Origin of the sequence: Providencia sp. JGM181 (assembly GCF_018257375.1) — a bacterium.
Classification (GTDB): domain Bacteria; phylum Pseudomonadota; class Gammaproteobacteria; order Enterobacterales; family Enterobacteriaceae; genus Providencia; species Providencia lanzhouensis.
In genome coordinates, this window is the sequence record NZ_JAERJY010000002.1 from 70,275 (window position 1) to 93,457 (window position 23,183).

15 protein-coding genes, 1 tRNA gene and 1 riboswitch are annotated in these 23,183 nt (G+C 42.4%); of the genes, 14 read left to right on the plus strand and 2 right to left on the minus strand.

What is annotated here, in order from left to right; all coding sequences use genetic code 11:
• Nucleotides 1–51: 51 nt before the first annotated feature.
• A riboswitch (TPP riboswitch) is annotated at nucleotides 52–144 on the minus strand.
• A gap of 113 nt (nucleotides 145–257) precedes the next feature.
• The 13 genes from rppH (at nucleotide 258) to JK188_RS00855 (ending at nucleotide 19,840) form a co-directional block, all read left to right on the plus strand.
• Nucleotides 258–791, plus strand: coding sequence for an RNA pyrophosphohydrolase (gene rppH, locus JK188_RS00795; protein WP_006659219.1), 534 nt, complete (start codon nucleotides 258–260; stop codon nucleotides 789–791).
• A gap of 4 nt (nucleotides 792–795) precedes the next feature.
• Nucleotides 796–3,042: a phosphoenolpyruvate--protein phosphotransferase gene (ptsP, locus tag JK188_RS00800; RefSeq protein WP_211887461.1), complete on the plus strand. Its 2,247-nt coding sequence runs from the start codon at nucleotides 796–798 to the stop codon at nucleotides 3,040–3,042.
• Nucleotides 3,043–3,142: 100 nt separating this feature from the next.
• Entirely contained in the window at nucleotides 3,143–4,039 is an 897-nt protein-coding gene (gene lgt / locus JK188_RS00805; protein WP_036956312.1) for a prolipoprotein diacylglyceryl transferase, read from the plus strand.
• A 190-nt stretch (nucleotides 4,040–4,229) separates the two neighbouring features.
• Nucleotides 4,230–5,081, plus strand: coding sequence for a thymidylate synthase (locus JK188_RS00810; protein ID WP_036956314.1), 852 nt, complete (start codon nucleotides 4,230–4,232; stop codon nucleotides 5,079–5,081).
• Nucleotides 5,082–5,512: 431 nt separating this feature from the next.
• Nucleotides 5,513–6,034 carry a prepilin-type N-terminal cleavage/methylation domain-containing protein gene (locus JK188_RS00815; RefSeq protein WP_211887463.1) on the plus strand — a complete coding sequence of 174 codons (522 nt, stop codon included), beginning with the start codon at nucleotides 5,513–5,515 and terminating at the stop codon, nucleotides 6,032–6,034.
• Entirely contained in the window at nucleotides 6,028–6,642 is a 615-nt protein-coding gene (locus JK188_RS00820; protein WP_211887464.1) for a prepilin peptidase-dependent protein, read from the plus strand. Before JK188_RS00815 ends, JK188_RS00820 begins: the two co-directional genes overlap by 7 nt.
• A complete protein-coding gene (locus tag JK188_RS00825; RefSeq protein ID WP_211887466.1) occupies nucleotides 6,639–7,082 on the plus strand; it encodes a DUF2509 family protein in 444 nt (147 codons plus the stop codon). Before JK188_RS00820 ends, JK188_RS00825 begins: the two co-directional genes overlap by 4 nt.
• Nucleotides 7,079–7,477: a type IV pilus modification PilV family protein gene (locus tag JK188_RS00830; protein WP_211887468.1), complete on the plus strand. Its 399-nt coding sequence runs from the start codon at nucleotides 7,079–7,081 to the stop codon at nucleotides 7,475–7,477. Before JK188_RS00825 ends, JK188_RS00830 begins: the two co-directional genes overlap by 4 nt.
• A complete protein-coding gene (gene recC / locus JK188_RS00835) occupies nucleotides 7,455–10,829 on the plus strand; it encodes an exodeoxyribonuclease V subunit gamma (protein ID WP_211887470.1) in 3,375 nt (1,124 codons plus the stop codon). The genes JK188_RS00830 and recC overlap by 23 nt, the downstream gene beginning before the upstream one ends.
• A gap of 16 nt (nucleotides 10,830–10,845) precedes the next feature.
• Entirely contained in the window at nucleotides 10,846–13,740 is a 2,895-nt protein-coding gene (gene ptrA, locus JK188_RS00840) for a pitrilysin (protein ID WP_211887471.1), read from the plus strand.
• A complete protein-coding gene (gene recB / locus JK188_RS00845) occupies nucleotides 13,737–17,348 on the plus strand; it encodes an exodeoxyribonuclease V subunit beta (protein ID WP_211887472.1) in 3,612 nt (1,203 codons plus the stop codon). The genes ptrA and recB overlap by 4 nt, the downstream gene beginning before the upstream one ends.
• Nucleotides 17,348–19,240, plus strand: a complete 1,893-nt coding sequence (gene recD / locus JK188_RS00850; protein ID WP_211887546.1) for an exodeoxyribonuclease V subunit alpha — start codon at nucleotides 17,348–17,350, stop codon at nucleotides 19,238–19,240. Before recB ends, recD begins: the two co-directional genes overlap by 1 nt.
• Before the next feature lie 24 nt (nucleotides 19,241–19,264).
• The gene (locus JK188_RS00855) at nucleotides 19,265–19,840 is read left to right on the plus strand and encodes a hypothetical protein (protein ID WP_036956323.1); all 576 of its coding nucleotides are present in this window, start codon (nucleotides 19,265–19,267) and stop codon (nucleotides 19,838–19,840) included.
• 115 nt (nucleotides 19,841–19,955) lie between these two features.
• Here JK188_RS00855 and argA read toward each other — a convergent pair whose 3' ends face one another.
• Nucleotides 19,956–21,296 carry an amino-acid N-acetyltransferase gene (gene argA, locus JK188_RS00860; protein WP_154637118.1) on the minus strand — a complete coding sequence of 447 codons (1,341 nt, stop codon included), beginning with the start codon at nucleotides 21,294–21,296 and terminating at the stop codon, nucleotides 19,956–19,958.
• A 393-nt stretch (nucleotides 21,297–21,689) separates the two neighbouring features.
• On the opposite strand from argA, the gene amiC reads away from it, so the two are divergent.
• Nucleotides 21,690–22,940, plus strand: a complete 1,251-nt coding sequence (gene amiC, locus JK188_RS00865) for an N-acetylmuramoyl-L-alanine amidase AmiC (RefSeq protein WP_036956325.1) — start codon at nucleotides 21,690–21,692, stop codon at nucleotides 22,938–22,940.
• Between the two features lie 145 nt (nucleotides 22,941–23,085).
• Here amiC and JK188_RS00870 read toward each other — a convergent pair.
• A tRNA-Met gene (locus tag JK188_RS00870) sits at nucleotides 23,086–23,162 on the minus strand.
• Nucleotides 23,163–23,183: the final 21 nt, after the last annotated feature.

Sequence of the window (23,183 nt, forward strand, 5' to 3'; positions counted from 1 at the left end):
CGTAAATCATAAAAAAAACACAGGATTTGAGGAGGGACCGATACAATAATTTGTAGGCGGTAGCTCAAATCCCTACGCCGGTATTAGCCGGATCAGGTTCTACGGGTTATTTCTCAGCCCAAATTGGCACCCCGTTGAGACGCAGACTATTGTAATTACTTCAGACATATCTGCAAACTGTATTGATATAGGTTTACCAGTTTGGGTATGTGTGAAACAATTAGGCATCTTTCAAATTTGGTTATTGAGGTAGTCTAGTGATCGATGATGATGGCTACCGCCCGAATGTAGGAATTGTAATTTGTAATCGGCAAGGTCAAGTCTTATGGGCTCGCCGTTATGGTCAGCATTCTTGGCAATTTCCTCAAGGTGGGATTAACCCGGGGGAATCGCCAGAACAAGCGATGTATCGTGAGTTATACGAGGAAGTCGGACTACAGCGTAAAGATGTAAGGTTACTTGCATCTACCCGTAATTGGTTACGCTACAAATTACCTAAGCGTTTGGTGCGTTGGGATACAAAACCTGTTTGTATTGGACAGAAACAACGTTGGTTTTTACTTCAACTCCAATGTAATGACGCCGATATAAACGTGCAGCGCAGTAAATCGCCAGAATTTGACGGCTGGCGGTGGGTCAGTTATTGGTATCCTGTTAGGCAAGTGGTCTCTTTTAAGCGCGAAGTTTATCGCCGCGTGATGAAGGAATTCGCTCCCGTAGTTATGCCTCTGCAGGAACAGAAATTACCACAACGACCTGTTTTTAATAATCGTAGGCGCGGAGTTAAGTAAGCCTATGTTGACGCGTTTACGTGACATTGTCGAAAAGGTCGCGATGGCGACCAGCCTGACTCAAGCTCTTGAAGTTTTGGTCAATGAGACGTGCAAAGCGATGCGCACCGATGTGTGCTCGATTTACTTAGCCGATCATCCTCGCCAATGTTATTACCTAATGGCAACCCGCGGGCTGAAAAAGCCTAGCGGGATTGCTATTCGTTTAGGATTCGACGAAGGGGTTGTTGGCGCAGTCGGTCGGCAATCGGAAATGTTGAACCTCGCCGATATTCGCGAACACCCGCAATTCAAATACCTTCCCCAACTCAAAGAAGAACAGCTCAAAGCCTTTCTTGGCGTGCCTGTCGTTTATCGACGCCAATTACTGGGCGTGCTAGTGGTTCAGCAGCGAGAAAAACGGTTATTCAGCGAAACTGAAGAGTCCTTTATGGTCACGCTATCGATGCAGTTAGCGGTGATTTTATCCCAAGCGCAAACAAAAGGTATTTTCGGGCAATATCGACAAAATCGCCTCAAAGCTATCCCTGTTTCTCAAGGAATTTCGATGGCTTATGGTTGGCAAGATACCTCCCAACCTTCTTTAGACAATGTGTATCAAGCGACCACATTGAATATTGATGAAGAGCGTCAACGCTTGGTGATAGCGCTGGAAAGTGCGGCGGCAGAATTTCGTCGTATTAGTAAGCGGTTTATGGCGAGCTCATCGAAAGAAAGCGCAGCTATTTTCGACCTATATAACCACTTGCTTAATGACCCCCAACTGAAAAAACGGTTATTTACGGCGATTAATCAAGGGGCGGTGGCTGAATGGGCAGTGAAAACCGTCATCGAAGATTACGCTTTGCAGTTCTCACGTTTACGTGACCTCTATTTAAGAGAGCGTGGCTCTGACCTTCGCACCTTAGGGCAGCGCTTATTATTTCATCTCGATGATTCACTGACACCCACTAGCCAATGGCCAGACCGTTTTATTTTGGTGGCTGATGAGCTAAGTGCGAGCGTTCTTGCTGAATTACCGCTTGAGCAATTAGCGGGTGTGATTGTGCGCGATGGTGCAACGCACTCCCACTCTGCAATCTTGATCCGAGCGATGGGGATCCCCGCGATTATGGGGGCGGATATTGAGCCTTCCTTATTACATAATCGCCATCTGATTTTGGATGGCTATCGTGGCGAAGTGTTTATTGAGCCTGAAAATTTTATTGCTCAGGAATACCAGCAAATTATTGAAGAAGAAAATGTACTTAGCCGATTAGCGGAAGGTACGCTTTCTCAAGATGCAGTGCTCAAAAATGGCGAGCATGTGGATATTTGCCTCAACGCCGGATTGAGCCCTCGCTATGAACAGCAAATTCATGATGGGGTGGATGGTGTTGGATTATATCGAACCGAACTGCCATTTATGCTGCACAATGGCTTTCCATCAGAGGATGAACAGAAGCAGTTATATCGGGATGTACTGCAACTTTTTGCAACGAAACCGGTGGTATTAAGAACCTTAGATATCGGTGCGGACAAACAACTGCCTTACATGCCGATCAGCGAGGAAAATCCTTGCTTGGGGTGGCGTGGGATCCGAATCATGCTGGATCAGCCTGAAATCTTTTTGATCCAGTTGCGTTCTATGCTGAGAGCTAACCAAGATACGGGCAATTTACGTATTTTATTGCCTATGATCACTAGTATTAATGAAGTGGATGAGGCGATCGGGCTGATTAATCGCGCCAGAAATGAAGTGAGCCAACAACTCGGAAAATCGATTGATTTACCTCCAATTGGCGTGATGTTGGAAGTGCCTTCACTCTTGTTTTTGCTGCCAGAGTTAAAGCAGCGAGTTGATTTTATTTCGATAGGTACCAACGACTTTACACAATATTTACTCGCCGTCGACCGTAATAACACTCATGTGGCGGCGCTCTATGATAACCTGCACCCTGCGGTGGTGCGTTTTCTATCCATGGTACATATGGAATGTCAGCGTATAGGCCTGCCGATTAGTGTGTGCGGCGAAATGGCGGGGCAGCCATTAAGTGCTATGGTGCTGATTGCATTAGGTTATCGTAGTTTGAGTATGAGTGGGCGCAGTGTTCCTCGCATGAAATATTTAATTCGTCAGCTTGATCCTCAATTGATGGCTGAGTTAGTGCCTGATTTGCTCGGCGCAGAAACCAGCGAAAATGTTCGCCATAAGATTAGCGAGTTTATGGAAAGAAATGGACTTGGTGGTTTTGTGCGTGGCGGGATCTAGTTTGATCTTCTATGTTATTAATATGTAATTATATGCTGGCAATAACCTCGTGTTATTATGCGACATAATTTTTGACTCAATTATTTTAAAGTGGGGAACGATGAGTAACAGTTACTTAGCATTTCCGGAAATTGATCCCGTAATGTTCTCGATTGGCCCAGTCTCTTTGCACTGGTATGGTTTTATGTACCTTGTCGGATTCGTTTTTGCGCTATGGTTAGCGGGACGTCGCGCTTCTAAGCCAAACAGTGGCTGGACAAAAAATGAAGTCGAGAACTTGTTGTACATTGGTTTTGTCGGTGTATTTGTAGGTGGACGACTTGGCTATGTTTTCTTCTATAATTTGCCTGTTTTCTTAGATGACCCTCTGTATCTGTTCAAAGTGTGGGATGGCGGCATGTCCTTCCACGGTGGCTTGATTGGGGTTATCTGTGCCATGATGTGGTTTGCCTATCGCACGAAACGCCGTTTCTTACAAGTTTCTGATTTTGTTGCACCGTTGATTCCTTTTGGTCTTGGAATGGGGCGTATCGGTAACTTTATTAATGGCGAGCTATGGGGACGGGTTACCCTAGATACACCATGGGCATTTTTATTCCCTCATTCAAGAAGTGAAGATATCCAACTTGCGGCACAAGACCCCTCTCTGTTGCCTATTCTTGAGCAATACGGTGTATTGCCAAGACACCCATCCCAGCTGTATGAAATGGTTTTAGAAGGTATCGTTTTATTCTTGATATTGAATTTATTTGTACGTAAACCTCGCCCAATGGGGAGCGTATCGGGCCTGTTCCTTATCGGTTATGGTGCATTCCGTATCATCGTTGAATTCTTCAGACAACCAGATGCACAATTAGGTTTATTCGGTGGTATCAGTATGGGGCAAATCCTCTCGATTCCGATGATTATTATCGGTGTATTGATGATTGTCTGGGCTTACAAATACGGTAAAAATATCCCAGCCCATAAGCCCGCTAAAAACGTTGAGAGCAAGTAGCGTAGATAGCCAGTAGCGTCGATAGCAAGTGGTGCAGATAGCGAGTCGCGTAGACAGTAAATAACGTAGACTGTAATAACATAGACAGCAAATCGCGCTAATAAGCAGTAAATTAAGTCATTTTCGGTTTGTGTTATTGAGGGATATTCGATAACACAAACCGCCTGTATTTCGGAGTAAGAGAGCCACTATGAAGCCGTATCTTGAGTTATGCCAACGTATTATCGATGAAGGTCAATGGGTTGAAAACAAGCGTACTGGTGTTCGCTGTTTAACCGTGATTAATGCCGACCTCGAATATGATGTGGGCAACAATCAATTCCCTTTAATTACGACGCGTAAAAGCTTTTATAAAGCCGCTATTGCCGAGTTATTAGGGTACTTGCGTGGCTATGATAATGCAGCGCAGTTCCGTGAAATTGGTTGTAATACTTGGAATGCCAATGCTAATGAAAACCAAGCATGGTTAGATAACCCACATCGTAAAGGTGAAGATGATATGGGGCGCGTTTATGGCGTCCAAGGTCGCTCATGGCAGCGCCCTGATGGCTCTCATCTTGACCAATTAAAGAAAGTGGTTAATAACCTGAAAAACGGTATTGATGACCGCGCGGAAATTGTGACTTTCTATAACCCCGGTGAGTTCGAAATGGGCTGCTTACGTCCTTGCATGCACACTCACACGTTTTCACTTCTTGGCGATACGCTGCATTTGACGTCATACCAACGTAGCTGTGACGTGCCTCTTGGGCTTAATTTCAATCAGGTTCAATGTTTTGTACTGCTGGCGCTAATGGCGCGTATTACGGGCCACAAAGCCGGTAAGGCTTATCATAAAATTGTGAACGCACATATTTATGAAAATCAACTGCCTTTAATGCGTGATGTTCAATTAAAACGTGAACCATACCCATCTCCAAGCTTGACGATTAACCCTGAAATTAAAACCTTGGAAGATCTTGAAACGTGGGTAACAACTGATGATTTCATCTTAGAAGGTTATCAGTGCCACGAAGCAATAAAATATCCATTTACGGTTTAAGCTAGGCTGATTGATGCATCAGGTTGACTGGTGCATCAGTTTGGTTAACGTAAAGGTATAGGCGTGAGCACCGCCTATGCCTTTATTATTTTTGTCATTCTTACTATTTTACTGTCCTCTAATCTTTGACGCCGCTTCATATCGTTATCTCCCTATTATTTTTTCCATTACCTTTGTCGCTCTATTCACTGTTGTTATTTCCCATTTCTCGCTTCATTCCCGCAGACTATTTTTAGCTGTTTATCTTCGTTTTCGAGACAACTTTTTTATCTCTCTATTTCATTTTGCGAAGCCGTTTCCAAAAGCATTTAAGGTAAATGCAAAAGTTACATTTTGCTGGGAAGCGCTACGAAGAATGGTAAATGAGGGCTGTTGGGCTGAGAGGTTTTCACCCAAGCTCCCTGTAGAGAATGATTGTGAGGAATCAAGAAATGCCAGAACAGACAAATTTGATACATGGAAAAATAAAGTGGCTAAAGCGCAACATTGATGAGCCGGGATTCACTTTAATTGAAATACTGGTTGTTCTGTTTCTGTGTTCAATAGTGGCTTTACCGGCGTTTTATCAATGGCAACAGCAAGTGAAGCGGCTACAGCTTATTGATGCTGCGAGGCAAACTGCCGAATTTATCTACAGTAACCTAATGGAAGGCATTTATTTAAATCAGCACCGTATTGTGACGGTAAATTTCACATCAAAAGAGTGGCGTTTAGTTGTTATCGATGCAGAGACTGCACAAGAAATCAGCCAATTTAAAGGCGATAAATTTGAGAGCATTGAGCTTAAATATGCATCTAGAGAATTAATTCATTTTTACGGTAGGCAAGGAACAAGTAGCCCTTTTCGAATTGAGCTCAGTAATGAAAGTGACCAAATATCCGTGATTATTTCATCTTCAGGTCGGGTACGTAGTTGCAGCCAGCAAACGTTGGCAGGCGTTCCTAAATGTTAAATGACACTAAAAAGCATAAAGCAGAAAAGGGGTTTTCTCTGCTAGAAACACTGATTGCAATGCTAATTGGTTGTTTGGTCTGTATTGCAGCGATGAATACGATCCCTGTGTTATTTAAGCAACTATTTCAGACTTTTTTTCAATATCAATTGGATAGGGAGGTCCGGCAGGTGTTGATTAATATGGAAAAAGATTTTCGTCGAATAGGTCATTGCAGCCAGTCACCTTCCAAGCCTCATTGTGAAGGAAAGGCAATTACCATTGGTGCTAAGTTCTTAAGCCGTCAGGCCAATTCTTGCATTATTTTTGCCTATGATCAGGATTTATCTGGGCAATGGGTTATAGGACAAGGCCGTTCATTACATTCCGATTTTTTTGGATTTAGACTCAACAACAATAAGCTCGAGTCTAACCGTAATGTGACAAACTGCGATGGTACCCGCTGGCAGTCGTTGTTTGATCCTAATATGGTAAAAGTGAATCAGCTGACTTTTGAGTGGCAGCCAAGCAAAAAAATTTTAGGGATATCTATGACGGTGGAAAGCATGTTATTGCCTAATAAAACGTTTGATTATCACTCCTCTGTACTGCTAAGGAATGTACCATGAAGGCAAAAAATGCGCAGCAAGGCAACATTGCCTTAATCATGGTGATGGTTTTAATGAGTGTTGGGCTCATACTCTTAAAGGCATTACATTACTACCAAGCTCGAGCTAGCCATGAATTAATCCGCGAAGAAAAATATTACCAATCATTTAATTTAGCAGAATCAGCATTGTCATGGGGGCTCGCTCAACATTGGAAATTGAAAGCTGAAAAGGTGAGTCCTTGGGTGTGTCAGAGAGAAACAAATCATGGGTGGGTTAGCTGTCTTAAGCATTATAAAAATAATCAATTCATTTTATCGGGTAAGGGGGAATTTTCGAAGAATCAATCGCTAACGATATATCGATGGGTTGTACCAATATGGAATGAAGGGCGTATACAAGCCCGTGAAAATGGCTGGATAGATTACTGCCCTGTGGCAATTAAAGGATTTTGCCAATGAAGAATTCACAGCAAGGATTTGCACTGGTAGAGTCGATGATTGCGGTGGTTGTTTTTGCTATCTTGCTGATAGCTCTGCTAAACTACAGCCAATATATCGCTTTGAATTTTAATCAAATATATCAAGGTTCACAGGCAATTCGATCTCTACATGGAACATTAGAAGGAAAACACTCTTTTAATGATAAGGTTCCATGGAAAATGGAGTCACAGTTTCAAGAAGAACAGTATCAAGAAGGCAATCCTCAAAGAGAGCAGATGAAAATCGTGCATTCTGTAAGCCTTGGGGGCTGTGGTGAATCTAAGGTGTCCTTGTTCGTGGGCAAGAAACTGTATTCGATAAGTCGCTGGCAGTGCGCAAAAGGAGAGAGTCATGTTTCAGGTTTATCATTCTAATCAATTAGATCTGCTCAAAGAGCTAATTGCACACTTAATGGAGAATGACCCTCTCACTCATCCTTTTGAGCAAGAAATTGTATTAGTACAAAGCCCAGGTATGTCCCAATGGCTACAGATAGAGCTTGCTAAGCGTTTTGGAATAGCCGCCAATATTAACTATCCATTACCCGCTACGTTTATCTGGGATATGTTCCGTCGAGTGCTTCCCGATATCCCCAAAGAGAGCGCCTATACTAAACAAGCGATGACCTGGAAGTTAATGACGATTTTGCCAAATGTTATTAATGAAACTGAATTTCAGCCTCTACGTCACTATCTACAAGACGATTCAGACAAGCGTAAATTACATCAACTATCAGGGCGTATTGCCGATTTATTTGACCAATATTTGGTCTATAGACCTGAATGGATTGCGCTGTGGCAACGTAATGAATTGATTGACGGGCTCAGTGAAAATCAATTGTGGCAAAAAAGATTATGGTTATGTTTGGTGGAATATACAGAGCAGCTTGGTCAATCGCCTTGGCATCGAGCAAACTTGTATCAGAGTTTTATTGATAAGCTAAAAGCATCACCAGAGTTAGCTAAAAATTTACCGTCACGCTTATTTATTTGCGGTATTTCATCCTTACCACCTGTGTATTTGCAAGCACTCAACGCGATTGCTGAACACTCAGATATCCACTTAATGTTTACCAACCCGTGCCGTTATTACTGGGGAGATATTCAAAGCAGTGCCTTTTTAGCGCGATTACAACAACGGAAATTGCGCCACTATTTGGATAAGCACGAAATTTCCCGCTTTAAAATTGATGAGCATGCAGCCAATTTATTCAACGCGGAAGGTGAGCAGAATTTAGCAAACCCACTGTTAGCATCGTGGGGCAAGCTTGGGCGCGATAATTTATATTTTATTTCCCAAATAGAGGCAGCCAATGAAGTGTCAGCCTTTGTTGATAATGGGCGAAATAACCTTCTCGAAAATTTGCAGCAAGATATTCTCGACCTTGAAAATCACGCTCAGCTAGGCGTGACTTTAGATGAGTATGAAAGTAGCTCGCAGAAGCGCTCACTTCCTCAGTGTGATCAATCCGTGACATTTCATTCATGCCATAGTGCTCAGCGTGAAGTTGAAGTTTTACAGGATCGTTTATTGGCCCTATTTGAAGAAGATCCTACATTAACGCCCCGCGATGTGATTGTCATGGTTGCTGACATCGACAGTTATGCGCCATATATTCAGGCTGTGTTCGGTAACACCAGCTCATCACTCTATATTCCATTCTCCATTTCGGACAGAAAAGCGCTACAAGCACACCCAATCCTACAAGCATTTATTATGTTATTGGATTTACCTCAAAGCCGATTTTCAACGGAGCAAGTACTGACGTTATTAGAGGTTTCAGCGTTTGCTGCTCGTTTCGATATTGATGAGAGTGAACTGAGTTTATTAAGGCGTTGGGTCAATGAATCCGGAATTCGCTGGGGGCTTGATGATGATAACGTCAGAGCACTATCGCTACCGGTTATTGGGCAAAATACATGGCAATTTGGTTTAAGCCGAATGTTGCTTGGCTATGCGATGGATAGCCGTAATGGCCCATGGAATGGTGTGCTGCCATACGATGAATGTAGTGGTCTCGCAGCTCAGCTGGCCGGGAAATTAGCATTACTCGTCGATACACTTAGAGAATGGCGAACACGCTTAGAGCAAGAACGCACGCTCGATGAATGGAAAGATATCTGCCAGCAGTTAATCGATAGCTGCTTTAAAGTCGATAGTGAAACTGAAGTTGTCTTAGCATTACTCACGACACAGTGGCATAAAATTATTGAAAATGCGTTGACCGCCAACTACCAAGAAACTATCCCATTACGCTTAATTCGCGACGAGTTATCGGTTTGTTTTGATGATGAAAAAATTAGCCAGCGTTTCCTCGCTGGTGCAGTGAATTTTTGTACGTTAATGCCAATGCGTTCTGTACCATTTAAAGTGGTTTGTTTACTGGGTATGAACGATGGTGCATACCCACGTAATATGCCACCACTCGGTTTCGATTTAATGGCAGAAAAAGTCCAGCGAGGCGATAGAAAGCGTCGTGATGATGACAGATACCTATTCTTAGAAGCATTAAATTCAGCGACAAAACGGCTTTATATTAGCTATATCGGACGTTCTATTCGAGATAACCAAGAGTGCAATCCATCGGTATTAGTCACTGAATTATTGGAGTATATCTGTCAGAGTTTCTGCTTAGATGGCGATCAATCGTTGAATATCGATGAAAGTGCACAGCGGCTAAAACAGCATTTGATTATTGAACATAATCGAGTGCCATTTGCGAAAGAGAATTTTGCCTCTGGCTCTCTTTATCAAAGCTTCGCGCAAGAATGGTTGCCCGCTGCAAAAAGTGCAGAGCAAGCGGCTAAGTCGTTTACGTCAATATTAAAACAACGTGAACCTATTACAGAGTTATCGTTAGAACAAATTTTACGTTTTTACCGTCACCCTATCCGTGGGTTTTTCCAGCAGCGTTTGAAGGTTCATTTCTCGATTGAAGAGACTGAACTTCCAGAAGAAGAGCCTTTCGTATTAGGTGGATTGCAACGCTATAAAATTAATGACCAAGTGTTAGATTTGTTAGTCAAAGATGAAGATCCAAATCCTCTTTATCATGCACTAAGAGCCTCGGGGCAATTACCTGCAAAACAATTTGGTCAGCTATTTTGGGAGAAACAATTAAATGATATTGCTCCATTAGCTGAAAAAGTGAAAGAGTACGGCGATCGACGTGTCGATTATCCGATTGAGTGTGAAATACATGAGATAAAAATTACAGGCTTATTGCGAAATGTTCACGAGTCAGGAATATTGCGTTATCGACCTGCTTATCTTACTGCTAATGATGGCGTGCAATTATGGATAGAACATTTGTTTTTTAATGCTTTTATTCGTGCAGGTGAAAGCATCGCATTAGGGCGAGAAAACAGTGTTTGGCATTTTTCTGCCATATCCTCAGAGCGTGCAAAAGTACACTTGAATACGCTTATTGAAGGGTATTGTGAAGGAATGAATACGCCGCTAATACTGTTAAATCAGAGTGGTTGGAATTGGATTTCGGCGTGTTTTGATAAAAAAACAAAGGAATATGACTTTACGTCAGAAGATGTGCAGCAAAAGGCGTTATCGGCGCTACTGCAAAGCCTACAAGGAAGCCAAATGAAAGTGGGTGAAATGGAAGATGATTATGTATTGAGAGCTTGCAGAAGCATAAATAGTTCGTTGATTGAATCGCTGCTGAGTAATACTCGGCGCTTCTTACTGCCGATGGCAGAGTACTTAAAATAAGGGAGAGCATCTAAGAATGTTACGATTATCGAAACATATCGCTCATTTATTCTTGTTATCACTACTATTTATAGGTAGTGCTATTGCAGCGCAGCCGCTTTGGCAAGTTATGCCAGAAACTATTAATAAAAGCGTCAGTGATCCGCGAGAATATAAAGCAATCAAACTCAACAACGATATGACGGTTTTACTGGTTTCAGACCCTAAAGCGACTAAATCGTTAGCGGCAGTTTCATTACCCGTCGGGAGTATTGAAAACCCGAACAGTCAGTTAGGGCTCGCTCACTACTTAGAACACATGGTGTTAATGGGCTCTAAAAAATACCCTGAGCCAAGTAGCTTCTCTGAGTTTTTACAAAAACACGGCGGAAGCCATAATGCTAGCACTGCACCACATCGTACCGCCTACTATTTTGAAGTTGAAAATGGAGCTCTTGAGGCTGCTACGGATAGACTAGCGGATGCACTCGCTGAGCCGTTACTTGACCCCGTGAATGCAGATAAAGAACGTAATGCTGTCAATGCTGAACTCACCATGGCTCGTGCGCGTGATGGTATGCGTATTTGGCAAATTCGTTCCGAAACGCTAAATCCTGCCCATCCAAACTCTCGCTTTGCAGGTGGAAATCTGGAAACGTTGAAGGACAAGCCCAATAGCAAGCTCCAAGATGAGTTAGTGAGTTTCTACAAACGTTATTACTCAGCAAACTTGATGAATGGCGTGTTGTATGGCGACCAATCTATTGAACAATTAGCGAAAATTGCCAATGAAACCTTTGGCCGTATTCCTAATTTTAATGCTTCAGTACCAGAGGTTACGATCCCCGCAGTGACGGATAAAGAAAAGGGGATTGTGATCCACTATGTTCCCTCTCAGCCACAAAAAGCATTGCAAATCGAATTTAGTATCAAAAACAATATGGCCGATTTTCGTAGCAAGAGTGATGAATACATCGGCTACTTAATTGGAAATCGTAGTCCGGGAACGTTATCTGATTGGCTTATTTCCCAAGGATTAGCAGAAGGTATCAGCGCATCTGCCTCGCCAAATGCAGATCGTAATTATGGTTCATTCTCTATCTATGTCACATTAACGGATAAAGGGTTAGCGGAACGAGATCAAGTTATCGCGGCTATTTTTGCTTATATTGATTTGATTAAAAACCAAGGGGTTAACCAAGATTATTTTGATGAAATAGCGAAAGTGCTTAATTTATCATTTCGTTATGGCTCCATTGTCAGAGACATGAACTATATCGAATGGCTTTCTGACCAAATGATCACTATGCCTGTTAATCACGTTCTAGATTCTGATTATGTTGCAGACAAATATAATCCTACGGCGATAAAACAGAGACTTTCTGAACTGACAGCACAAAATGCACGTATTTGGTTTATTAGCCCGAATGAACCGAGTAATAAAAAAGCTTACTTTGTCGATGCGCCTTACCAAGTCGATAAAATCAGTGAAAAACAGTTCACTGAATGGGCTGATTTAGAGTCAAAAATGACCTTTAAATTACCAAAATTAAACCCTTATATTCCCGATAACTTATCCCTGATTAAAACGGATAAAGCGTATAAACATCCTGAAATGGTTTATCAGGAAGGGAATATACGTGTGCTGTATATGCCAAGTCAGTATTTTGCTGATGAGCCGAAGGCAAGTATTACGTTAGACCTGCGTTATAACGATCAAGACAAAACAGCAAAATCTCAAGTGGTAGGTTCTTTACTGCAATATATTTCATCGTTAAAAATGGATGAATTACAGTATCAAGCTTCTGTAGCTGGGATGTCAGTCTCTGTCTCTCAAGGGATTGGATTACAGTTAAATGCGAGCGGCTATACTCAGCATTTATCGGAGCTGTTTTTATCCATGACCAAGGTGTATTTAAGTTTTGAGCCAACAGAAAGAGAGTTGATTCAGGCAAAATCTTGGTACAAAGAACAAATCGAAGTGGCAAACAATGCGAAAGCATACGAGCTAGCCATGCAGCCATTGCAGCGCCTTAACAGTGTTCCGTATTTTGAACAGGAGCAACGGTTAGCCGCTTTAGACACGATCACTTTGAAAGATATTACGGACTACCGTAGTTCCGTCGTTGAAGGTGCCGCCTTACAAGCATTAGTTGTGGGTAACATTACTCAGCAGCAAAGTATTCAAACTATCCAAGATGTCAGTAAGCTGTTAAAGAGCAAAGGTAAAAATTGGTGGAGTGGTGACATCGTTGTGGTGAATAAAACCTATCTAGCCGATTTCCATAAGCAAGGTAATAGCAGCGATAACGCATTGGCCGAGTTATTTATTCCTGATGGTTATGACCGTATCGATGGTGCGGTTCTGTCTGGTATTTTATCTAAAATTGTTCAGCCGTGGTTTTACGACCAATTACGAACCAATGAGCAACTAGGTTATGCCGTATTTGCTTTCAAGGTGGGGCTTGGTGATCAGTGGGGTATTGGCTTCTTGCTGCAAAGTAATGCCAAAACACCAGATTATCTCAATACTCGCTATCAAGATTTCTATAAAGTCACTTTGGATAAGCTGAAAAAATTACCTTCTGCTGAATTTGAACAATATAAACAATCGATTATTACGGAAATGAAACAGCCGCCACAAACATTCTATGAAGAGGTTGGGCGCTATGGTTCCGATTTTTCTCGTAATATTTTCAGTTTTGACTCTCGAGATAAAGTCTTATCGAGATTAGAGACAGCCACTCAAGCTGAAGTGATTGCATATTATGAAAATGCGGTTTTAAAACACCAAGGTTTGGCGATGGCATCTCAAGTGATTGGTCAGGGTGCTGATGAGAAATCAGGGTATGCAAAACTGAAAAACTGGGTATTGTACCCACAAGCTTCAGATCTTCAGAAAATGTTGCCTATCAAGGAAAATGCTGAGTGAATAAGGTGCAGATGAGTTCCCAATTGTTAGATGCCTATAAACTCCCGTTACGTGGACAGCGGTTAATTGAGGCATCGGCTGGTACAGGTAAAACCTATACGATAGGGATCCTCTATCTGCGCCTATTATTAGGTTTAGGGAATGAAAATGCATTCCCTCGACCTTTAAGTGTTGAAGAGATTCTGGTTGTGACCTTTACTGAGGCGGCGACCAATGAATTACGCGGGCGTATTCGTGAGCGCATCCATAAGATGCGTTTGGCGTGTTTACGTAATGGATTGGGATTCGAATCGGAACCAGAATATCTCACACTATTAACGGAGTTACCAAGTGAAGAGCAACGCGCTTTTGCGGCGAATTGGCTATTAGCCGCTGAGCGCCAAATGGATGAAGCCGCTATTTACACCATTCATGGTTTTTGCCAACGAATGTTAGCGCACAATGCGTTTGAATCAGGCATTTTGTTTGAACAAACCATGATCCAAGATGAGTTTCCTATCCAGAAACAAGCTTGTGCGGACTTTTGGCGTCGTCATTTTTATCCTCTGGATTATTCGATGACCAAAGTGGTTCATGCCGAGTGGAATGGACCTGAAGCACTCTTGAACGAAATTAAGCCGTTCTTGCAAGGGGATATTCCCTTTATTATCAATCAGCCGGAATTACCTGAAACTCTTGAAGAACGTCATCAACGTTTGATTGGTTTAATTCAGAATTTAAAAGATTTATGGACAAAAAATTCTGCTGATTTTGAAAAGCTAATTTCTGATTCTGATGTAGACAAACGCAGCTACAGCACACGTTATTTACCTACATGGTTAGAAAAAATAACCGAATGGGCAGAGCAAAGCACTGATGATTATCAACTGCCAAAAGATATCTTAGAGCGTTTTTCGCAATCTCGATTAGATGAAAAATCTAAAAGCGGCTCAGGGCCTTCTCATACAGTCTTTAGATTAGTTGATGAGTTACTTGCCCAAGCGCTGACGATTAAAGATTTGATTATTCCTCAAGCGATTAGTGAAGTACGCCAGACTATTGTTCATGAGAAGCAAACACGCGGTGAGTTAGGTTTTGATGATCTACTGACTCGCTTAGATAAAGCGTTGCATCAAGATGGTGGGGCATTACTTGCCGAAGCAATTGCTAGGCGTTTCCCAGTTGCGATGATTGATGAGTTTCAAGATACTGACCCACAGCAATATCGTATTTTTCAGTGTATTTATCGGGAAACTGATGATACTGCATTGCTGTTTATCGGAGACCCGAAACAAGCCATTTATGCATTCCGTGGTGCGGATATCTTCACGTATATTGCGGCGAAAAAGCAAGTTAGTGCTCACTATACGTTGGAAACAAACTATCGCTCATCCCAGAGTATGGTTGAAGCTGTAAACCAGGTTTTCCATCACGCTGAAAATCCATTTATTTTTGAACAAATTCCATTTCAAAGCGTTAATTTTGCGGCTCATAATAGCCACAAAAAACTGATCCATGATGGGAAAGAAGTGAAAGCGCTTACTTTCTGGCAGCAGCACGCTGAAGGGGTCTCTGTTTCGGAATATGAACAAGCCCTGGCACAGCAATGTGCGGCGCAAATAGGGCAATATCTTGCTGGTGGTCTGCAAGGTTCAACCTACTTTGAAAATAAGCAGCAGCAAACGCCTGTAGAGGCCTCAGATATCACCGTATTAGTTCGGAGCCGCCGTGAGGCGATATTGGTCCGTGATGCGCTAAATCAACTTAATATCCCATCGGTGTTTCAATCAAATCGAGAAAGCGTGTTTGCGACCCAAGAAGCCAAAGAAATTCTCTGGCTATTATTGGCCGTATTAACACCAGAAAAAGAACGGGTATTGCGCAGTGCCTTAGCGACGGGATTATTGGGCTTAACGGCAGAAGATATTGATAGCCTAAATTACGATGAAAAAGCCTGGGAAAATGTCGTTGATGAGTTTGCTCACTATGCTGTAATTTGGCGTAAACGCGGTGTTCTACCCATGTTACGTGGGATTATGTCTCAAAGGCATATTGCTGAAACCTTGCTATCGGGTTCTGAAGGTGAACGTCGTTTGATGGATCTCATGCATATTGGGGAATTACTGCAAGAGATGTCTCTCCAGCTTGAAGGTGAGCACACACTAACCCGTTGGTTAGCGCAGCAGATTGCCCACCCTGACCATCAATCAGATGCACAACAAATGCGTCTTGAAAGTGATAGGCATTTAGTACAAATCAGCACCATTCATAAATCCAAGGGGTTGGAATATAAAATTGTTTGGTTACCGTTTGCCAGTAACTTCCTACCTCAATCAAAAGGTCTGTTTCACGACCGTGATGATTACATAGCGAAACTCGATCTTGATGATACCGAAGAGTATGTCGAATTAGCGGATGAAGAGCGTTTAGCTGAGGATTTACGCTTATTGTATGTGGCACTCACTCGCGCTATTTATCACTGTAGTGTCGGAGTCGCTCCGCTTATCAAAGGTAACCGTAAAAAATCAGGTAATACGGATTTGCACCTATCCGCGCTGGGATATTTGCTGCAAAAAGGGCAAGAAGGTGACAGTGTATTACTCAGCAGCATGCTCGATGCACTCAGTAATGATGTGATTGATGTGCAACCGATAAACTCCCCTGAAATGGTAAGGCTGAATTTAACTAAAGAGACCAGCGATGAGTTATCAGCGAGGGTGGTTTCTCGACACTTTGATGATAGCTGGCGTGTAACAAGCTATTCGGGTTTGAGTTATAGCGCATCCCATGGAGAAGAAGATCAAACCTTATCGGCCGAGCAATTTGCTAACTCATTAGCCCCTAAGATGGATATTGAAGTCAGTCATGATGTCGAGACACAAGAAATACAAGAAAATCAGCTGACCCCTCACCAATTCCCTAAAGGCGCTGCACCCGGTACATTTTTACATAGCTTAATGGAAGAAATTGATTTTTCAGGTGGCATTTCTTCCGAATGGCTAGAAGAAAAACTGCAAGTAGCAGGCTTTGATACTCAATGGGTTCCTATGTTACAAGGCTGGTTGAATGCCATTTTGAATGTACCGTTAGCCGATGATGGGCTCTGTTTGTCGGCTATTCCAGCTCAAGATAGATTGGATGAAATGCAGTTCTATTTACCGATTGATAGCTTGCTCAATGCAAAAGATGTTGATCGCGTTACTCACAAGTATGATCCTCTATCAAAACATTGTCCTCCGCTTAATTTTGAGCAGGTACAAGGTATTTTAAAAGGCTTTATAGACTTAACCTTCTGTTGGAAAGGGCGGTTTTATTTATTGGATTATAAGTCCAACTATTTAGGCGAAGATGCCTCTTATTACACTCAAGAGGCGATAGCTGAAGCAATGATTGACCATCGATATGATCTGCAATATCAGCTCTATTCGCTGGCATTACACCGTTTTTTACAACAGAGGATGCCAAATTACGATTATGAAACTCATTTTGGTGGCGTTTATTATCTCTTTTTACGGGGTACGGAACGTATAGATTCTCAAAATGGTGTCTTTTTCTATCGACCAACAATTGAATTTATCAGTGAGTTTGATGCGCTATTTCATGATGCTCAATCTAAGGAGCCACAATGATGAAAGCGTTTTTTAATCAAGCTATTGAAGCGCGTATATTCACACCTCTTGATGTGCAATTCGCTTATAACGTTGCAAATGAAGATAACCCGATTTTATTGTTAGTGGCTGCGCTGCTTAGCGCAGAAACCATGTCTGGGCATGTCTGTTTAGCACTGGATGATATTCGTCCTGACGTGTTATTTATGGGAAGACACCCTGAATTTACAGCGCAATTGTGGCACATGATTGGGGAGCCAAATCAAGCCTCTATCAGAGCGGCGTTATTATCGAGCGAATCTGTGTGTGAAGTCGGAGGAGAGTCTGTTGCCCCATTGCTGCTATCAGGTGATTTTCTTTATTTCCAGCGTATGTGGCAATACGAGCAGTGCGTAGCTCACTTCTTTTCAGAGACTGAATTATCTGATGTTGATAATGCTAAAATTCAGCTGATTTTAACGACGTTATTCCCTGAGTCAACGCAGATAGATTGGCAGAAAATTGCCGCCGCTGTTGCGTTAACGAGTCGAGTTTCAGTCATTTCCGGGGGACCAGGAACAGGTAAAACAACAACGGTAGCGAAAATTTTAGCAGCGCTGATTAAGTTAGGTCATCAGCAGCAACATCGCTTACGTATTGAATTAGCTGCCCCAACAGGTAAAGCCGCTGCGCGTTTAACGGAGTCATTAGGGTATGCGATGAAACAGCTACCATTAAATGACGATGAGCGTGAATTACTTCCCACTCAAGCCAAAACGTTACATCGACTATTGGGTGCTCAACCTGAAAGCCAGCAGTTTCGTTATCATCGTGATAATCCGCTTGCGCTCGATATCTTGATTGTCGATGAAGCTTCAATGGTAGATTTGCCCATGATGGGTAAGCTCATTGAAGCACTGCCTGACTCTGCCAAACTGATATTTTTAGGCGATAAAGATCAGCTCGCTTCTGTTGAAGCGGGGGCTGTTTTAGGGGATATCTGCCGTTTTGCGAATAAAGGCTATAGCCCTGAACGAGCCGCTCAGTTGGAGCGATTGGCTGGATGCTCATTAAGTGAATTCACCTCAAATAAAGGGCCTGCTATCCGTGATAGCTTATGTCTATTAAGACACAGCTACCGTTTCTCTGCCGATTCAGGAATTGGTCAGCTAGCTTTTGCCGTCAATACCGGAAATGTGAAGCGGGTGGATGATATTCTTGCGCAGAATTTCACGGATATTCATAACTATATCCCTAGTGCCATGCCAGATAACGAAAAAGACGCCGAAGCCGAAATGAGCGAAAGTTACGCCAATATGTTATTAGATGCGGTCGGGTTTTATCAGCACTATTTATTAGCCGTTAAAGCGAGGGAAAAACCTGCCGATGTCCTACATAAATTTAATCAATACCGTCTACTTACCGCATTGAGGGAAGGGGCTTACGGGGTTTCAGGTCTAAATGACAAACTTGAAAAATTACTTCATCGCCAAGGGTTAATTACAAAACCATATAATTTGAAGCATAAGCACTATGTTGGAAGACCGATTATGATCAGCCGCAATGATAGTGCACTAGGTCTCTTTAATGGCGATATTGGTATTATCTTGTTAGATGAAGAGCGGCAGATGAGAGCCTACTTCCAGTTTCCTGATGGCACCATTCGCGGGATCCAACCAAATCGACTGCCAGCACATGAAACGGCTTACGTGATGACTGTTCATAAATCTCAAGGTTCGGAGTTTGCTCATACCGCCTTGGTTTTACCTTATGTATATTCGCCGGTGATTACCCGAGAGCTCGTCTATACCGCGATGACACGAGCTAAGAACGAACTTTCATTGTATGGCAGTAAAAAGGTGTTACGTCGTGCGATAGAAACCCCCACTAAACGCCGTAGTGGCTTAGCGCTACAGTTTGAGCAGTTAAATTAATTCCCAGACATTTAAGGTACCAATATGGAAAATCAGCAACAAATGACCGCCGTGACAGTAACATTGAATGCCAAAATTGATCCTGCTCGCCGTGCAGATTTGGAAGATGCATTTGATCAAGCTATGGAAAAATTAGGCAAAGAAGGGCAAATCCAAGTCAGTGGTGGTGGTACCCAATTAGGTGAAAATGGCGAAGTTGCTGAGTGCGATATTGAATTGGCACTAAGTGATGCAAGTGATGAGAATATCAGCCTGATTATTCAAATGTTTTCGGCGATGTTAGCCCCTAAAGGCTCTCGCTTAACTATTCATGGTGAAGACGTTCAAATCGACTTTGGAGCGGATGAAGGGCTGGCGATTTATTTCAATGGCACAGATTTAGCGGATGAAGTCTATGAAAATAATGATATTAACGATCTTTTTGATCAGCTTGATGAAGCGGTCGAAGATATCGGCGGGATCCACGGTGTTTGGGATGGTCCAACAGAAACTGCATTCTATTTTTACGGTACCTCTTTTGCTGAAATGGAAGCGATTTTACGTCCATTGTTAGAGCAAAATCCATTGTGCGAAAAATGCCGAGTGGTGCAAATCGCTTAACTTAATATTAGGTCGCATTAAAGAAAAACCCAGAGTATTACTTGAATATCTGGGTTTATAAACGCGAGTTAGAGAGTATGGCGAACTACTTTGTTTGCCAACTTTCTGAAGTACTTCAAGCGGCTTGGCTTTTAATATCCAGCATTAAGATTTTTGATTTACGCTGATAGTTATAAAGAGCCTGCTTTTTGACTGGAAGCATCTCAATTTCTGCCGGAATAAAACCACGTTCTTGGAACCAATGAATACTCCTTGTGGTTAAGACAAACAGCTTGTCCAGCTCTAGTTGCTTAGCTTGTGTCATAACCCGCTGTAGCAGTTCTTCACCCCGAGAGGAGCTACGATAATCAGGGTGTACTGCCACGCAAGCCATCTCCCCGAGTTTTTCTTCGGGATATGGGTAAAGTGCTGCGCAGGCGATAACCAAATTATCGCGTTCAATGATTGTGAACTTATCGATTTCCATTTCGAGTTGTTCCCGTGAGCGTCTAACCAGAATACCTTGCTGCTCAAGGGGTCTGATTAGCTCTAAAATCCCACCAATATCATTGATATTTGCACGGCGAGTTTTTTCTGAGCTTTCCATGACTATCTGCGTACCGATACCATCACGGGAGAAGAGTTCCTGGATCAGCGAGCCATTTTCTTGATAGCTAAGTAGGTGGCTACGGCGTACACCTCGGCGACAAGCGGAAGCTGCACCTCGCAAGAAGCGAACTGTTCCAGAGTAATAATCTCCTTCAGACTCCAATTCTTGGATCCGTGTTTCCGCCTCATTTGGGAATAGCTCAGACAGAATATTACCGTCCTTATCAGCCACCCCTTGAGATGAGCAGAAACCAATCAGTTTTTCGGCTTTGATTTTAACAGCAAGCTGAGTTGCAATCTCTTCCGAGGTGAGGTTAAAGCTTTCACCTGTTACGGAAACCGCCACGGGACCAATTAACACGATAGATCCATTATCGAGTTGAGCATTGATGGCATCTTCGTTGATGCGACGAATACGACCGCTATGGCAATAATCAATTCCATCATCAACACCTAAAGGCTGTGCGATCACAAAATTACCGCTAACGACGTTAATGTGCGCCCCTTGTAATGGTGTATTACCTAAACTCATCGATAAACGAGCCGTAATATCAAGCTGCAATGCTCCAGAAGCTTGCTTAACATATTCAAGGGTATTCGCATCAGTGACACGGGTATGTTTATGATAAATGGCGTCATAATTATGCTCAGCAAGGATTTCTTCGATTTGAGGTCGAGCGCCATAAACAACGACAATACGAATGCCAAGGCTATGAAGTAGCCCTATATCATTGACAATGCTAGGAAAATTTTCATGCGCAATTGCTTCACCGCCAAGCATGATGATAAATGTCTTGCCACGGTGGGCATTTATATAAGGTACCGAATGGCGAAATTCATCAACCAACTCGGTGCTGCGCTCTTTCATAATCACCTTCTTAACTGAATTTTTATTCGCAATAACTGTATTTTTATTCTTTTTGGTGGGAAATATCAAGTAAAAGTTAGGACAATAAAAGTAACAAATTTATTTTTAAGGTTTACATATCTCTAAATATAAATGGATATAATCACAACAATGCAATCTGCATATCAGATTATTGCCAATAAATGTTATTCGGCAATTGAGCATCATTAACTATTTAAATTACGCAAGTATGGCGTTTATATTGCATTGAATAGATGCGTGCTGGGATATAAATAGAATAGATTGGTAATGACAAAGGATGAAGAACTAGATAGAGTGCGAATTAGTCGCTAATATATTATCTCTTGTCTTAGATATTATTAAACTTTTCAGGATATAGATTCGGAATTATTGATGAGTCATCAAGATCACAGCCCATCAAAACGTCGCCTATTGCAAGGTGCGGCGGCAGTTATGCTATTAAGTGTCAGCCCATTCGGTTTTGCTGCCAGTAGTAGCGTTGTTGCTGTTCGTATTTGGCCAGCCTCGAGTTATACCCGTATTACTCTAGAATCCAGCATTCCTTTAAAGTATCGCCAGTTTGTTTTAAACAATCCTGAGCGTATTGTTGTTGATTTAGAGGGCGTTCAATTAAATAACGTTCTTAAGAATATGGGAAGCCAAATTCAGTCTCGAGACCCTTACTTAAAATTAGTGAGAGTCGGGCAGTTTGATCCTAAAACGGTACGTTTGGTTTTTGAAGTTAAAAACAAAGTGTCTCCTCGATTCTTTACCCTACCGCCAGTCGCTGAATTTAAACACCGTTTAGTTATGGATTTCTATCCGGGTAAAGGCGTTGAAACCAACGATGACCCATTATTGGCGCTCCTTGAAGATTACAACAAAGGTGATTTAGAAGAGAGCATGCCAGTACAGGCGAAAAAACCAGGGAAAGCGGGTACCGATAGGCCGATTGTTATTATGATTGACCCAGGGCATGGTGGGGAAGACCCCGGTGCGATTGGTAAGTATAAGACCCGTGAAAAAGATGTGGTTTTACAAATCGCCCGTCGCTTGAAAACGCTGATTGATAAAGATCCGAAAATGCGGGCATATATGACGCGTAATGAGGATGTCTTTATTCCATTAAAAGTCCGCGTGGCGAAAGCGAGAAAAATGCAGGCTGATTTGTTTGTTTCTATTCATGCGGATGCCTTTACCAACCGTTCAGCGAATGGTTCATCGGTCTTTGCACTCTCCACGAAAGGGGCAACCAGTAACACGGCGCGTTACCTTGCTCAAACTCAGAACGAAGCTGACTTAATTGGTGGGGTGAGTAAAAGCGGCGATGCGTATCTCGACCATACCATGTTAGATTTGGTGCAAACGGCAACGATCAATGACAGCTTAAAGTTTGGGGATGAAGTTTTAAAACGTATGGGGCGCGTTAACCGGCTACACAAAAACAAAGTGGACCAAGCTGGCTTCGCGGTATTAAAAGCCCCCGAAATTCCATCTATTTTAGTGGAAACAGCCTTTATCAGTAACTTAGAAGAAGAGCGTAAACTCAAAACAGCTAAGTTCCAACAGCAAATGGCTGAGTCGATTTTTGAAGGGATCAAAGCTTATTTCCGTAATGGGGGCGAGTTAGCTATCCGTAATTAATCGTGATATTTTTGGTATCGAAGAAGGTGGCAAACAGTAATGTGAGTCGCCTTTTTTATTGGCTGAAAACAAGAAATTAAGTGATTAAAAATCTGTTTGGGTTTTGATATAACTAAGAAAGACAAAGAAAAGAATAAATAAGAATTGGTTGCGGGGGCTGGATTTGAACCAACGACCTTCGGGTTATGAGCCCGACGAGCTACCAAGCTGCTCCACCCCGCGACTGAAGAGGTTAAATACTGT